The sequence below is a fragment of the Ruegeria sp. BA2 genome (genome assembly GCF_056539605.1).
Genome location: NZ_JBQFVE010000003.1, coordinates 1 through 12,563 on the forward strand (window position 1 = coordinate 1; position 12,563 = coordinate 12,563).

The following is a 12,563-nucleotide window of genomic DNA, read 5'->3' on the forward strand; positions in this document are numbered from 1 at the left end:
TCGAGCTACTTGAGGCCACGATGCACTGAAGGTCTTCATCGCTGAGTTCTTCCGCTCGGTAGTTGCCCAGCCCTTTTGCTTCGACGTAAGCATGGTACGCGCGTTGGCAAAATTCGCCTTGGCTTTCGTTGTCGACCTTACGTAATTCACCGCCATGACCAGGAACTATAGCCCACTCACTTTCTTCGTCATCGAACTCCACAAAAATCGGTAGAAGGCTGGTGTTGCCGGGTGCATGTTTGGTTTCCAACTTCTTTAGCCGGTTTTTAATCGTCATTGCTTTCGCTCCTCACTTCTCGATCCGCAATCGCGTAGGCCTTGGTCAGCTCCTCATTGGTCATGTCTTCAACAACTTTGCCAATTGCCTTGGCGGCATAGACACGGCGTTTGAAATCAAGTTCAGACTCGTCCTCGTCTCGAGTAAACGTCCCCAAATTGGTTCCAATGATAGTGGCTAGTTTAATCTTGGATGGGCCGTACTCACGCCCATCTTTCGCCGATACAATGCGCTTGAACAGCACCAGGTCCGGTAGAGACGAAGGCGAATTGGTTTCCAACTTCTTCAATCTGCTCTTAATCGTCATAGTTGTCGTCCTTCATTTCCTGATCCGCGACCGCATAGGCTGCCACCAGCTCTTCCGCATTCATGTCCTCGGTGAGTTTTCCACCCGCTCTGATGGCATGGACGCGCCGCCTGAATTGAATTTCGGTCTCACCATCTTCGGGCTCTAGCAGTTCGAATCCGAGGCCATGGATACTCGCCGGTCCAAGCGACTTTTCGATAATTCTAGTGGTTTCCTCAGTGCCCTCCTTAATGCCGTAAATCTGAAAGAAAGCGATTATTGGTGTTTCGACAATTGGGGACCGGGCCTCTAGCTTGCGCACTCTGCGTTCTCTGCTCATTGGGCATTCTCCAGAATAGCCGTGAATAGCTCTCCGACTGCTCCTTCGCTCCGGGCATATTCAGCGCACTTCTCGGCGACGTCATTACTCACACGACCATCTAGTGCCAAAGCTGCGATGGTCGCCGGTGAGGCGGATTTGATTGCTTCTGAAAGTGGTGTTTCCCTCAGCCTCTCAGCAACCTCGATAAGATGCTTAGAAAGATCCTCAGTTGCTCCAAACTGCGTTGAGCTTTTGAGTTTGAGCTTGCCTTCAATGGCCTTCAGCCTGTGTTCCAGCCTCATCTGACTGCCTCCAATGCTGCGATACGTTGCTCCAATTCAGTCGTCTCCAGCACCCGCCTGTACTGCTCTACGAGCCCCATGACGGTCGCACCTTCCAATGGGGTTATTGGCCTTCCGGGATGTCAGCGGGCGACTGTGCCAGCGTTTGCATTTGATCTTGATTGGAAGTTTCTTCGTTCATGATGTTTCCCTTTCTGTTAGAGGTGGAGCCGTCAGCCAAAGGCTGCCGGGGCAGTTCGCATTCGCTCCTGCCGGTGGTCTTTTGAGGATTTGATATAGATGCCCGTGCCTATGGCGGAGTACCGCTTCTGACCGGTGGGTATGGCTACCTACAAGTGCGTCAGACTTTGCAACAGGAACTGACCAAAAAGGCCCGTTTTCTGTGTCAGAGTTTGCACCAGTAAATCGAAATTCTGGTCGCGCCTGCATCAGAGTTTGCAGCAGGTCTGCGTCAAAGTTTGCATCGGGTTTTTTCATTTCAACGCGCCCGTAGTGCAATGACGTTTACCGGAGTAGGAGCCTGCTGAAATCTGCTTGCATCACCTCGCGCGTGACCCGGCCTCTTGCTGGTCGCGTATTCGACAACCTCGTAGTCTTGACCCTCCTGCCACCGCTCAGGCTCGCGTGTTGGGGGGCGAAGTGTTTTTCCGAGGCCAGTGGGGCGCATTGTGAGCCGCCACTCTGGGGCAAGCGCGCGGCCTTCAACCCCTTTCTGATGACGCTTGGTGCAGATAATCCAGCCTTTTGCTTGGAGATCGGCCATTGCCGACATTGCCGTTTTGGGCGCAATCCCCATGACATCGGCCAGCTTCCGCGCGGATAAGGCTACCTCACCATTGTTGTTATAGTGAAGTTTCCTGCCTTCCGACCAACACCGAAAAATGAGGTGCAAATAAGCCACTTGTGCGGATGGGCTAAGCCTCTTCCATGCTTCCAATATGACTTCCATCTGTAGCAACTTCGCGAACTGGCCTACTCGTTTCTCGTTCTTTTTGTCGCGACCCATGGCTCAAATCGCTTTCGCTCTGGGCGTTGCAACTGTTGCAATGGGTGACAGTAGGCTCTGGCCAGTTTTCTCGCGCCACAGGCGCTTTAGTGTCTCGGGCTGGGTGATGTAGCCAATTGCTTGCCACGCCCGCCCAGCGCCCGGATTTCCATCCCTGCGACGCTGCAAAATCCACTGGACGTTATCCCGGCAGACAATCACCCGATAAGAGCCGGATACCTTCAGAATTCTGTTGTAGTAGTCGGAGCATTCCCGGGTTGAGTTTGCGCTGGGCGCTGGACTTCTTTGGAGGGGGGGAATTGCGCAATACTTCTGCATTCCCCGGCAGCTTTTGCCGTTGGTCATTTGATTTTCCTATGGTGAAAAAGAGGCGGGGGTGCTATACTTAAGTCACTTAAACTTCTCGGTAATAGCGCCCCGCCTTTGTATATTCAGGGTGGGGTGTTTTCTTAGGTGACTGGCTCTGCATCATTATCTATTTCGTCCACAGTCAGAGCCGTGAACTGAAAAGAACAATGTGTTGTTTGCTCAAGTGAACCATCTGGAAAGTGCGCGGTTTTCGAATAAGTTGCATGTTTCTCCAGATGCTCTTTCGTGGCTTGATCCACGGGCACCGGAACACCTTTTACGAACTCAATCTTTCCCGGTTGCGAAGGGTTCTCTGGGTCAGGACGCATCATTACGTACCGTTTCGTCTTGCCGTTTGTGAGCGTGGCCATGTATTCGGGTGCGAGAGTTTTGGTTTTCGACATGTTCTTGTTGCTCATTTCGCGTTCCTATTGCTTGGGAGACTGGGTGTAAAAATCATCCAGCTTTTACTGCTTTAGCTGGTGGTTGTTGCCGAATTGATGGTGGCATCAATTTCGGAGCGCCGCCAACGGGACGCACCACCGATCTTTATTGGCTTTGGTATGATGCCCTCAGACGCCCAGCGCCACACTGTGGATTTGCCACAACTCAGCCGCTTTGCTACTTCTTCATCTCGGATCAGTTCATCTTGCATAGGTCAATCCTCAGTAATTTCGGATGACCTCACCTTCTCCCACATCGACTATTCTGTCGTGGCGCATAATTAGCCAATTAAGCGTTTTGCGGTCAGAGGGATGATACTCAATGGTTGCGTATTCCCAGATGATTGCCGCGCGAGTCCCAATAACTCTGCCGTCCAATCCCTATAGGACTATACTGTCGTCAATTGTCGCATGAAGGAGACCTTAGCCGAGCGGCTCCTCATAGTCTGCTGTGCGGACATAGTGATCTTTCGCCGAGCAAGTGCCAAGGTCAGCTTCTAGATTTTTAAGATTTTCGTCCGTTTCTTCTTTGGCTGAATAAGGAGGCGATTGCGGCTTCAAAAGCACCAATGTCGGCGATCTCTCTTTTGCCAGCGTCGATATAGGCGTTCTGTGAAATACCTACTTGCCACGCCACAACAACCAATACGTGACGCCAAACGCCAGACCGAGTCCAGAGTACCCAACGAAATAAAGCGGCTCCAGGTCCGTCGTGTCGAGTGTGATGACCTTTCTGGCAACGGCCATAAGGGCAGTTGCAACTACCAGCTTAACATGTATGACATCGGCCGTCAGGTAAAGCGTAACATTCGTGTAAATCTCGATGGCGATCAGTACGACAAGCGCGGCCGCAAAAACCTCCAACAGATCACTGACGTCAAGAACCAGGACCGGCGGACTTATAAGCTTGATATAGAACGAGTAACCGGCGTCGATGACGGCAAATCCGATCACAACGACCATGAACAAAGACATCACCCGAACGGCGTGTCGAATGATCCGATTGCAGCTTCTGACAATCAGATCCTCATGGTCTGGGTCAAGCTCGACATGCGCTTGCGCATTGCGTTGCATCTGATCGGCCATCAAGATCACCCTATTGTCGACGTTTCATGAACAATACTTCAGCCAAACGTCAGCGCCCTCTGGGCAAGACGACCTGAGCCTGCAATCGCAAGCGAAAGCCCTCCGCGCCCACCTCGGGCGCTTCCAGCCAATAGCCCGCCCCCGCTTGCAGATTGACCGGCAGCGCCCCCCATTGGACCAGCTTGGAGACCGAAGCGTTTATAGGCACAGCCCAGGCTTCAGTTTCCCAGTCATAGGTGCTTTCGCTTTGCAGAGAATAGGTCCACGCGCCTTCGGTGGAATAAGCAAGAAAGGGCTGGAGAAAACTCACATTCGTGGGGGTGTCGGGGTTGCTTTCTAGATCCCACAGATGATTGGCCAGCGCACCATAGGTCCACGGCCCGGTCTGTCGCAGTGCAATGCCGGTGATCCCAGCAGCCCATGTATCACTCGATACGTCGCTAAAGGTTGGCAAGCGCACAACGGGACCCACGCCCCACGTTATGTCCTCGGTTCCGATTGGCGAGAACCACGCAGAGAACAGGATATCTCCGAACCCCTCCTGGCGTGTGCCCGGCACAACGTCTTCCTGCCAGATGTAAGGAATGATAGTTCGGGTGATCAGGTTAAGGTCATCGTTCAGTTGAAAGGGCACGACTGGTTGAAAGTTCAGCGTGGTGCGCGAGCCCTGATCAGAGACGCCCAGATTTTCATCATAGTTCAATTGAAACGGAACCGAGACGATTGCCGCAAGTGGGTTGGCCAGTTCCTGTGCCAGATCGGATGCCTCGTCTGCAACGGTTGTGGTTCCGGCACTGGCTGTAAAAAGCAGCCCCATAAGAGTATGGGATCGACGCATAGCCGTGTACTCCTTTTGAGATGCGATTTGGGCGAGTGGCCTAGTTGATCGGCTCCAGCTTCGGGAAGGTCCAAGTGCCGTTCAGGATTGCACCCTCGGGCTCATAGAGGCGGATCGCGTAGTTCCAGCCCGGAGTAATCGGCAGACAGTTCACGCGGCCATCGTCGCACCCGCCGAAATGCAACGTGACCGAGCCGTCTTCTGCTGCTTCGGCTGTGTAGCCGTTGTAGCTGTTTACGCCCAGATCATTGGCTTCCAGAAAGCCGTCACCGTTATAGACAGTCACCGACCAGAACGCCCGAACCGGCACATCCTTGACGGTTACCGCATGCGGTGTTTCGCCGTCATTCTGATCGACCGCGTCCAACAGATAGATCGCGGCCTCAGGCGGAAGACCGCCCCAGCCCGAGAAGGCGCCGACCAGAAACTGAACCGGATCAATATCGTCTTTTGTTCTGCCAAAGGCACGGGCTGAATCGGTGCCCAGCAAGGACAGGTCGTTTATCGCCTGACGCGCAGTGGCAAGCTGTTCGGTGTTCCAGTTCGGCGCGTCAAATGGACCCGTTCCACCGCCGCTGACGACAATTCCATCCTGTGCCGCTTGCGCGGCGACAATATCATCCGGGTCAGTCACATCGACGAATGTGCGAAACGCGATGAAACCAAAAGGTGTGCCTAGGTCTTCCTTAGTGATTTGGTAGGTGCCGGGCTTTGCCTCGGCGTACATGAAGTGATCCTGATTGATGACATGCATCGAGATATAGCGGCCATCCGCCTCGGGGAGCGTCACTTCAACGGGTTCGCTCAAATCCAGCAGAATGCCGGAGTAGAGCGTGTCCTGATTCATGCGGATAACCGGCTGGTTGTCCGGTGTCGTGGCTTCGCGCATATGCCCCAATTCGCCAACAGCGAGGCCGAGATTGGCCATGTTGGTGCGAAACATGTGATCTGTCTCGGCGCGCACAAGGGTGTCGACGGTCACATCGACAATGTCTTCGGCCCAAACGCCTGTCGGGAGCGTAAGCGCGACTGTCAGAAGAAGCTTTTTCATCGTAAGCATCCTGTTGTTCAGTTTGCGGTTTCTACGGAGGGGAAGACCCAGCTTCCGTCGATGACCTCTGGGCCCGGCTGATAAAGGCGCACGGCATAGTTCCAGCCATCCATGATCGGGAGACAGTTCATGCGTCCGTCGTCGCAGCTGCCGAAATGCACGGTCACACTGCCATCATCATTCTTGGTGCCTGAGACCGAATTGACCACATACGAGTCGAGGGAATTGAGTTCAAAAAACCCGTCTGCATTATAGAGGCTCACGGACCAGAACGCGTTCACCGGCACATTCGCTGGGACCTGGATTTTGTATTCTCCAAGCGGCAGGCCGGGCTCGATATTAAGATAAAACGCCTCGTCTTCGGGCAGTCCACCAAAGCCGACTGCTGTGCCAAGGAAATGGCGTAATGGGTCTACATGATCTGCCGTACCAAAAGTCCGGACGCTGTCTGTGGCGAACCTGCCCAGCTCAATTGCGGCTTGGCGCAGCGCCTCAAAGCTCTCCGCGTCGTAATTGGGCATCTCGAAGGGCGTTACGGAGGCGGCATCAATGGTGAAACCGTCCTGAATTGCATTAACCGTCGCAACATCCTTGGGGCTCTCGGCATCCACAAGTATTCTCATGAAAACAAGTACGTAAGGGGTATGGAATATATCCATGTCAAGCTGGAACACACCGCCACCGTCGAACACTTCATTGATAAAATGATCTTGATTGACCACCATCGTCGTCATGTATCGGTCGCCCACATCGGGCAGAGTCAAGGTTGCACCTTTGCTGATATCAATTACCGCAACGCTGTAGAGCGTGTCGCGGTTCATCCGAATGGTTGGCTGATTGTCGATGGGGGTGGGTTCTTTGAAATGAAAGAACTGATTTACGCCTCCGGCCAGGCCATTGTACGTCTTCAGTTCGTTGTCTGTAGCAGCCCGAACAAAGTTGTTTATGGTAATGGGCACTTCGTATGTCTCTGCAAGTGCATCGACCGTGGTATCAAAGCTCTGAGCGGTCGCTGTGCTTCCAATCAGGACAGCTAAAGCAGCAAGTTTCCAGTGTTTGTGCGTGAGATTCATAGTTTGCCCGCTCCACTAGCCAATTACAGAAATGCATTGCTTGATGGTTCCGGCACCTGATCAAGGGCGCATTCTCGCGCCTCTCATTGTGTTGTTTTTTGAAATGCTACAATCGGAGCCTTGGCCATCTCTCTCCAACAAACCACAAAGTTCGAATGTATGCCCTGACAGATTGGAGCGACCGCCTCCGAAAACTGGTCAAAAATGACAGGTAGCGATAGCACTTTGGCCAACAACTAGAGGCTCTCTATTAAAATTGACCCGGCGGCGGGCCTATCGTTCATGCAGTGGTGCCAGTTTGCTAGACTGCTCTCTGCAGTTGGCGTGGTTTAATTCCATTGAGCCTCTGCGAGCGGGCACCTGACTTTTTCATTCAAAAAAGTGTCTTCGGCTTTGACGCAGGTCAGGGACACAGAGCCGCGCTGGTCTATGCTTGACGTGCCCGGCCTTTCAATTGCGGTGTCTTAAGGGAGTTATGATGACAGGGCAGGACGCGCATGCTCGACACAGAACACCACCGCTTACACGCGGGCGGGTCATCGTCCCGCTTTTGCTTGCGTTTCAAGAATCCGGTCAATCTGTAGAAAGTCTCCTTGCGGAATTCGATCTATCCTTCTCGGAGTTGAGCGCTCCGAGTTGTTTCATTCCGCACGACACTGTCTATGCCGTGTTTGAAGCCGTCGCACAAAAGACATCCCCAGACTTTCCAGCACTTGTTGGTCAAACTTCAGATCCGACGATTGCATCCCCATTCGGACAGGCCTTTCGCGTCGCAAAATCGCTGGCTGATTTCATTGCCAGGTTCTGCGTTCATGCGGGAAACAACACAAATGCGGTCACCATGACACTTGATGTCTCTGGCGAGTTCGCCGTGCTGTCCGCCAAACGCAGATTCACGCCATGCTGTTCGCCCGCCTATATGGATGCGTTTCAGATCAGCCGATGGGCTACGTTGCTGCACGAAACTGCAGGTCAGCGTTGGGAAGCAAATAAGGTTCTTGTGCGTGTGAACCGTCCTGATCTTCTCCCGTCTTACTTCTACGGTATCCGGGCGATAGGTGCGGGCTCAGACGGGTATTCCATCCGCTTCCCAAGTGCTTGGCTTTTATTTGAACTGGTTAACCGAACCTCAACCGAGTACGTGTCGACCACTCAGGACGAAAAAAACCCAGTGCCTACAGATTTGCTGAGTTCGATCCAAAGCGTTGCCTACTCAATGGTCGGGCGCACGGAGTTGTCGGTTACGACGCTCGCCAAGGCATGCGGTTTTCGAGGCGCGGTTCTCAACAGACGGCTTGCTGCCTATGGGACATCACTGTCTCGCATCGTTATCGAAGCTAAATGTGACCGGGCGAAGCGCCTGCTTTCAAAGTCTGAAATCTCAATGGGCGATATCGCGGCTCAGTTGGGGTATTCTGACGCGACGGCCATGACACGGGCCTTCAAGAAATGGACGGGTCAGACACCCTCAGAGTTTCGAACCCGTGAAATGAATAGCCTTAAGGCATCTGTTCCGATACTCGACCCGGTCGAATGCGATTGTGAAACGTAACAGGAATACGACGCGGCTCACCTTTTTGCCGCGCTTCAATCTTGGGATCAAAAAAGGGGAGCAGATCGTGGAATTCACACAGGTAAGGAGTATCGTGTGCAGCTTTCTAGTTGCGCCGACTACGCTGCTCTACGGATCTCCAGCAGTGGCTCAGGACTCTGGCTGGAGCTTTTACGGCAGCTTCTACATCTATGGCGCAGATACCGAGACAACTATTGGCCCCTTAGAGTCGGAACTGAGCTTCAGCGACGCACTTGATAATCTAGACCTCGCCTTTATGAGCACGGTTGAGGCGCGACACGGTCGATGGTCACTGATCGCAGACTACATGCGCACAGATCTGACATTTAAAGGCGACACCCCTGGCCCGGTGTTCAGCGGCGCAGAAACCATCCTGAAGACACAGTTCTTCAGCGGGTATGCGGCGTACACGGTCTATCAGGACCAAGCTCTGGACGTCGATCTCGGGGGTGGGTTTCGTTGGTTTGATACCAGCAGCACAATCACTCTGGTCGGTGGCCCCAGCCCGGCACCAAGTGCAAGAACAAGTGACGATTGGATCGACCCCCTGATTGCAGCTCGCCTCCGGTATCAGATCAATGACCGCTGGTCAGCAATTGCCCTGGCTGACTACGGCGGATTTCGCTCAAATCGCGAAACGGCGCAATTTGTAGCTACGGTGGGTTATGCCATCACTCCAAAGTGGAATTTGCGCGCAGGTTATCGCTACATCATGGTCGACAAAGGTGAAGGTGACAGCAGGTTCAAGCTCTCACAATCCGGACCCGTGTTGGGTGTGACCTACAGCTTCTGAGTAAGGGCACCATGCGAAAAGCGGCTATGCCTAACACAAACAGGTTTGAAGTAGCGAAGTTGCGTCAAGGCGCGAGCAGCGGTACCGACAGGCTTGGGACAGACAATTGTAGCCGGATGCGAACAGACGGACAAAGGCAATTGAGGAAAGGAACGACGAGGCAACTGACTACCAGGGCTTTGCCTGCGGCAACCGTGTGTTCGTTCTGTGTCCTCGCTGCCTGCGGGCCAAATGTCTACGACGAAATTGAACTGATGCCCTCCCCAACGGTCTATGCCGAGGCTGCTTTTGACCCTTACACGGACATCACGGCAGACAATTTCGTTCAGCGTTCGCAGCTATTCTACGCCACAGATCGGCTGCCTGCGGTTCCTGGCGACCCACAAGCCTATTATAATAATGAGCGCGGTCACATTCTGCGCACCGGCGTTGCCGATGTGCAAAGCACCCCCCCACTGGCGACGCTGGAAAAGCTTCGCCACGTTACTATGACGCGCGACCGCGCTAAGGAATACACGCTCAGCGTATCCGACGTACAAGAGATTGGTGTCATGCCGTTCAGCGTCACGCACTACATGAACGATCCACCTTCACAACAGGAGATGAAGACAGCCGGTCTTCGGTTTGCCCAACGGGTTGACGATCACCTTGCAGCCTCTCGCAACAAGGACATTTTCATCTATGTCCATGGCTACAATGTCGATTTTGATTACTCGACCCTTGTTTCCAAAGAGTTGCAGCACTTTCTGGGCTATCAGGGCGCTTTCATCAGCTACAACTGGCCCGCTACACCCAATCGCCTGGCGTATTTCCGGGATCAGGAATCTGCATTGGCGACGCGCCGCAATTTGCGGTCTCTTATCGAATACCTGTCGGAAAACACTAACGCCCGACGAATTCATCTCATAGGATACAGCGCAGGCTCGAGGCTCGCATTTGAAGCCGCCTATCAGATTGCTCTGCGGCCTGGGCCAAAGCCGCGGCTGGGACGGCTGATCCTGATCAGCAGCGATCTTGATCGAAGCTACTTTTTGCAATCAATAGAAGACGGCCTTCTGGATGCCGTTACAGATGTGACACTCTATCAATCGCAGACCGATTCAGCGCTGGCGATGTCACGGTTGGTCTTCGGCCGCGACCGTTTGGGTCAGGTTTCCGATGAAGCAATAAATGGGTCTCTGTTCCAGCGCCGACTGTCTGAGATGAAAACCCTACATATCATTGACGTGACCAAGGCCGAAGCGGCCGATACAGGAAACGGGCATTGGTATTTCCGATCTTCGCCATGGGCCAGCAGCGACCTGTTCATTTCTCTACTTACAGACCGAGATCCTGAAGCGCGCGGGCTTGTGCGCGCTCCGGGCGAAGCTGTCTGGAGTTTTCCGCCGAACTATCCGCAGACACTACAACGCTATCGTAGTGGCAGCTAGTACTGGGATTCCAACGGGTGAGAACCATTAGAACCATTAGAACCATTAGAACCATTAGAACCAGTTTCTGGAACTAATCTATGAGCCTGACAACGCACCTAGAATGCTCAGCGCAAAGCTGACGTTCGAGCAACGCGCAGCATCGGTTGAAGTGGGGCTCGTTGTCGCCTTTCGTTACTTTTCACATTAATGACAGGTGGCAGCCCAAACCGGTCATTCACAAATAGACTTTGCAAAGTCCGAGGGACGGAATAGGCGGACTTTCTTGCCTATTTGAAGATCATGCAAACTTCATTCAACTTGAGAACCGGTGTGGTAGCTTGGTCGAGTGAGTTCATGAGATCAGATCATTCCAATTGGAGAACGACCATGCGTCATATCGAATTATTTCGGATATTACCAAAGGCGACCATAGCCTTTGTGGCTTCAGTATCGATGGCCTGGGGATGCACTGGCATCATGTTGACAGGGCAGGATGGAAGCATCGTTCGCGCAAGGACCGCCGAATGGGGGCCGTTCGATCTTGAGACAAAGATCAACATTATTCCGCGAGGTTTCACGTATACCGCAGGCGAAATGCCAGATGGGCAAGACGGAGCAAACTGGACCGGCCGATTTGGAATGGTCGGTATCAGCATGTTGGATCATGGGGCTCCCGCAGATGGCATCAACGAAGCTGGGTTGACCGCCGGGCTGTTTTATCTGCCCGGATTTACTGAGTATCAGGAGTACGACCCTGACCTTTCCGACAACACGATTCCCGGCGATTTGCTAGCCAGCTATGTTCTTTCCCAATTTGAGACAGTTGAAGAGGCTGCCACCGGGTTGGCGAATGTCCGTGTTGTCGGGGTCGTAGATGAGACTCTCGGATTTCCCTTCCCATTTCATATGTTGGTTGCTGACCGGTTCGGCGGCAGGATCGTTGTCGAGTACATTGACGGTGAACTGACGATTTTCGATGCTCCGCTTGGCGTGATCACCAATTCGCCAAACTACGATTGGCACATGACGAACCTAAACAACTACGTAAACCTGTCGGCCCTTGGGCTTCCGGAAGTTGAGGCAAGTGGCGTTACTTTCGCGCCCCTTGGCGCTGGGAGTGGAATGATAGGGCTGCCAGGCGACTTCACACCCCCATCCCGGTTTGTCCGCGCAGTCGCCTTTTCCCAGACGGCGCGGGAGACGCAAGGTGGCTATGACACCGTGCGCGAGGCGTTTCGCATTCTGGATAATTTCAACATTCCGGCCGATGCAGCGGAGGGCGCTCAAGACGATGTGCAGTCGGACGACCTGCTTTACAGCGCAACTCAGATCACGACCGCTGCGGACTCCCTCAACCTCGTCTACTACTATCACACGATGTACGACAGAACGGTGCACATGGTCGATATGAAGCAGATTGACTTCGGAGCTATGGGAGACGAGATGATCGTCTTTGAAACCAGCGGTGATCGCGAACCAACGTTAGTCGATGTGACCCCAACGAATTGACGTTTTACCACGCGGGCCGTGGCGGCATCACCGCTGGCTGCGGCCCAATAAAACTTCGGAATGGAGGGTTTATCGCTCCAGCGAATTAACGGCGCTAGGCTCGAAGCCGCGTTCACCACTGTTCGCTCTAGTGACTGGAGCAGCCCTAATCGGACATTCCAAACTGAACTTTGCAAATCCCGACAAGCGGACATAGCATTAGTTCGCTGCATTTGCTCGAATCTCGGCAATTTCGCCAGTGGTT

15 protein-coding genes are annotated in these 12,563 nt (G+C 53.4%); 4 read left to right on the plus strand and 11 right to left on the minus strand.

The window, feature by feature from the left end; all coding sequences use genetic code 11:
* The 11 genes from ACR0NN_RS07540 to ACR0NN_RS07590 form a co-directional block, all read right to left on the minus strand.
* A partial coding sequence (locus ACR0NN_RS07540) for a hypothetical protein (RefSeq protein ID WP_480684336.1) occupies positions 1-277 on the minus strand: 277 nt, incomplete at its 3' end.
* Positions 267-584, minus strand: a complete 318-nt coding sequence (locus ACR0NN_RS07545) for a hypothetical protein (protein WP_480684338.1) — start codon at positions 582-584, stop codon at positions 267-269. The genes ACR0NN_RS07545 and ACR0NN_RS07540, both read right to left, overlap by 11 nt.
* On the minus strand, positions 574-903 hold the full coding sequence (locus ACR0NN_RS07550; protein ID WP_480684339.1) for a hypothetical protein: 330 nt from the start codon (positions 901-903) through the stop codon (positions 574-576). The genes ACR0NN_RS07545 and ACR0NN_RS07550 overlap by 11 nt, the downstream gene beginning before the upstream one ends.
* Positions 900-1,187: a hypothetical protein gene (locus tag ACR0NN_RS07555; protein WP_480684340.1), complete on the minus strand. Its 288-nt coding sequence runs from the start codon at positions 1,185-1,187 to the stop codon at positions 900-902. Before ACR0NN_RS07555 ends, ACR0NN_RS07550 begins: the two co-directional genes overlap by 4 nt.
* A gap of 478 nt (positions 1,188-1,665) precedes the next feature.
* Complete coding sequence (locus ACR0NN_RS07560; protein WP_480684342.1) at positions 1,666-1,950, minus strand: hypothetical protein; 285 nt, start codon at positions 1,948-1,950, stop codon at positions 1,666-1,668.
* A gap of 692 nt (positions 1,951-2,642) precedes the next feature.
* Positions 2,643-2,960 carry a hypothetical protein gene (locus ACR0NN_RS07565; RefSeq protein ID WP_480684343.1) on the minus strand — a complete coding sequence of 106 codons (318 nt, stop codon included), beginning with the start codon at positions 2,958-2,960 and terminating at the stop codon, positions 2,643-2,645.
* Positions 2,961-3,016: 56 nt separating this feature from the next.
* Complete coding sequence (locus ACR0NN_RS07570; protein WP_480684345.1) at positions 3,017-3,196, minus strand: helix-turn-helix transcriptional regulator; 180 nt, start codon at positions 3,194-3,196, stop codon at positions 3,017-3,019.
* A gap of 409 nt (positions 3,197-3,605) precedes the next feature.
* A complete protein-coding gene (locus ACR0NN_RS07575) occupies positions 3,606-4,070 on the minus strand; it encodes a phosphate-starvation-inducible PsiE family protein (protein ID WP_480453936.1) in 465 nt (154 codons plus the stop codon).
* A gap of 49 nt (positions 4,071-4,119) precedes the next feature.
* Positions 4,120-4,908, minus strand: a complete 789-nt coding sequence (locus ACR0NN_RS07580) for a transporter (protein ID WP_170511127.1) — start codon at positions 4,906-4,908, stop codon at positions 4,120-4,122.
* 40 nt (positions 4,909-4,948) lie between these two features.
* A complete protein-coding gene (locus ACR0NN_RS07585; RefSeq protein WP_170511132.1) occupies positions 4,949-5,959 on the minus strand; it encodes a DUF1254 domain-containing protein in 1,011 nt (336 codons plus the stop codon).
* 17 nt (positions 5,960-5,976) lie between these two features.
* Positions 5,977-7,032, minus strand: a complete 1,056-nt coding sequence (locus ACR0NN_RS07590) for a DUF1214 domain-containing protein (RefSeq protein WP_480684346.1) — start codon at positions 7,030-7,032, stop codon at positions 5,977-5,979.
* Between the two features lie 478 nt (positions 7,033-7,510).
* Here ACR0NN_RS07590 and ACR0NN_RS07595 point away from each other — a divergent pair, with 478 nt between their 5' ends.
* The 4 genes from ACR0NN_RS07595 (at position 7,511) to ACR0NN_RS07610 (ending at position 12,319) form a co-directional block, all read left to right on the plus strand.
* The gene (locus tag ACR0NN_RS07595) at positions 7,511-8,584 is read left to right on the plus strand and encodes an AraC family transcriptional regulator (protein ID WP_170678369.1); all 1,074 of its coding nucleotides are present in this window, start codon (positions 7,511-7,513) and stop codon (positions 8,582-8,584) included.
* A 67-nt stretch (positions 8,585-8,651) separates the two neighbouring features.
* Positions 8,652-9,398, plus strand: coding sequence for an outer membrane protein (locus ACR0NN_RS07600; RefSeq protein WP_480684349.1), 747 nt, complete (start codon positions 8,652-8,654; stop codon positions 9,396-9,398).
* A 254-nt stretch (positions 9,399-9,652) separates the two neighbouring features.
* A complete protein-coding gene (locus ACR0NN_RS07605) occupies positions 9,653-10,828 on the plus strand; it encodes an alpha/beta hydrolase (protein ID WP_170511138.1) in 1,176 nt (391 codons plus the stop codon).
* Between the two features lie 369 nt (positions 10,829-11,197).
* Entirely contained in the window at positions 11,198-12,319 is a 1,122-nt protein-coding gene (locus ACR0NN_RS07610; protein ID WP_170403733.1) for a linear amide C-N hydrolase, read from the plus strand.
* The last annotated feature ends 244 nt before the right edge of the window (positions 12,320-12,563 follow it).

Coding starts and splice junctions, on each gene's coding strand:
- ACR0NN_RS07580 (WP_170511127.1), bottom strand. CDS start 4,908: ATGCGTCGATCCCATACTCTTATGGGGCTGCTTTTTACAGCCAGTGCC.
- ACR0NN_RS07570 (WP_480684345.1), bottom strand. CDS start 3,196: ATGCAAGATGAACTGATCCGAGATGAAGAAGTAGCAAAGCGGCTGAGT.
- ACR0NN_RS07555 (WP_480684340.1), bottom strand. CDS start 1,187: ATGAGGCTGGAACACAGGCTGAAGGCCATTGAAGGCAAGCTCAAACTC.
- ACR0NN_RS07605 (WP_170511138.1), top strand. CDS start 9,653: ATGCCCTCCCCAACGGTCTATGCCGAGGCTGCTTTTGACCCTTACACG.
- ACR0NN_RS07565 (WP_480684343.1), bottom strand. CDS start 2,960: ATGAGCAACAAGAACATGTCGAAAACCAAAACTCTCGCACCCGAATAC.
- ACR0NN_RS07610 (WP_170403733.1), top strand. CDS start 11,198: ATGCGTCATATCGAATTATTTCGGATATTACCAAAGGCGACCATAGCC.
- ACR0NN_RS07550 (WP_480684339.1), bottom strand. CDS start 903: ATGAGCAGAGAACGCAGAGTGCGCAAGCTAGAGGCCCGGTCCCCAATT.
- ACR0NN_RS07595 (WP_170678369.1), top strand. CDS start 7,511: ATGACAGGGCAGGACGCGCATGCTCGACACAGAACACCACCGCTTACA.
- ACR0NN_RS07575 (WP_480453936.1), bottom strand. CDS start 4,070: ATGGCCGATCAGATGCAACGCAATGCGCAAGCGCATGTCGAGCTTGAC.
- ACR0NN_RS07545 (WP_480684338.1), bottom strand. CDS start 584: ATGACGATTAAGAGCAGATTGAAGAAGTTGGAAACCAATTCGCCTTCG.
- ACR0NN_RS07585 (WP_170511132.1), bottom strand. CDS start 5,959: ATGAAAAAGCTTCTTCTGACAGTCGCGCTTACGCTCCCGACAGGCGTT.
- ACR0NN_RS07590 (WP_480684346.1), bottom strand. CDS start 7,032: ATGAATCTCACGCACAAACACTGGAAACTTGCTGCTTTAGCTGTCCTG.
- ACR0NN_RS07560 (WP_480684342.1), bottom strand. CDS start 1,950: ATGGCCGATCTCCAAGCAAAAGGCTGGATTATCTGCACCAAGCGTCAT.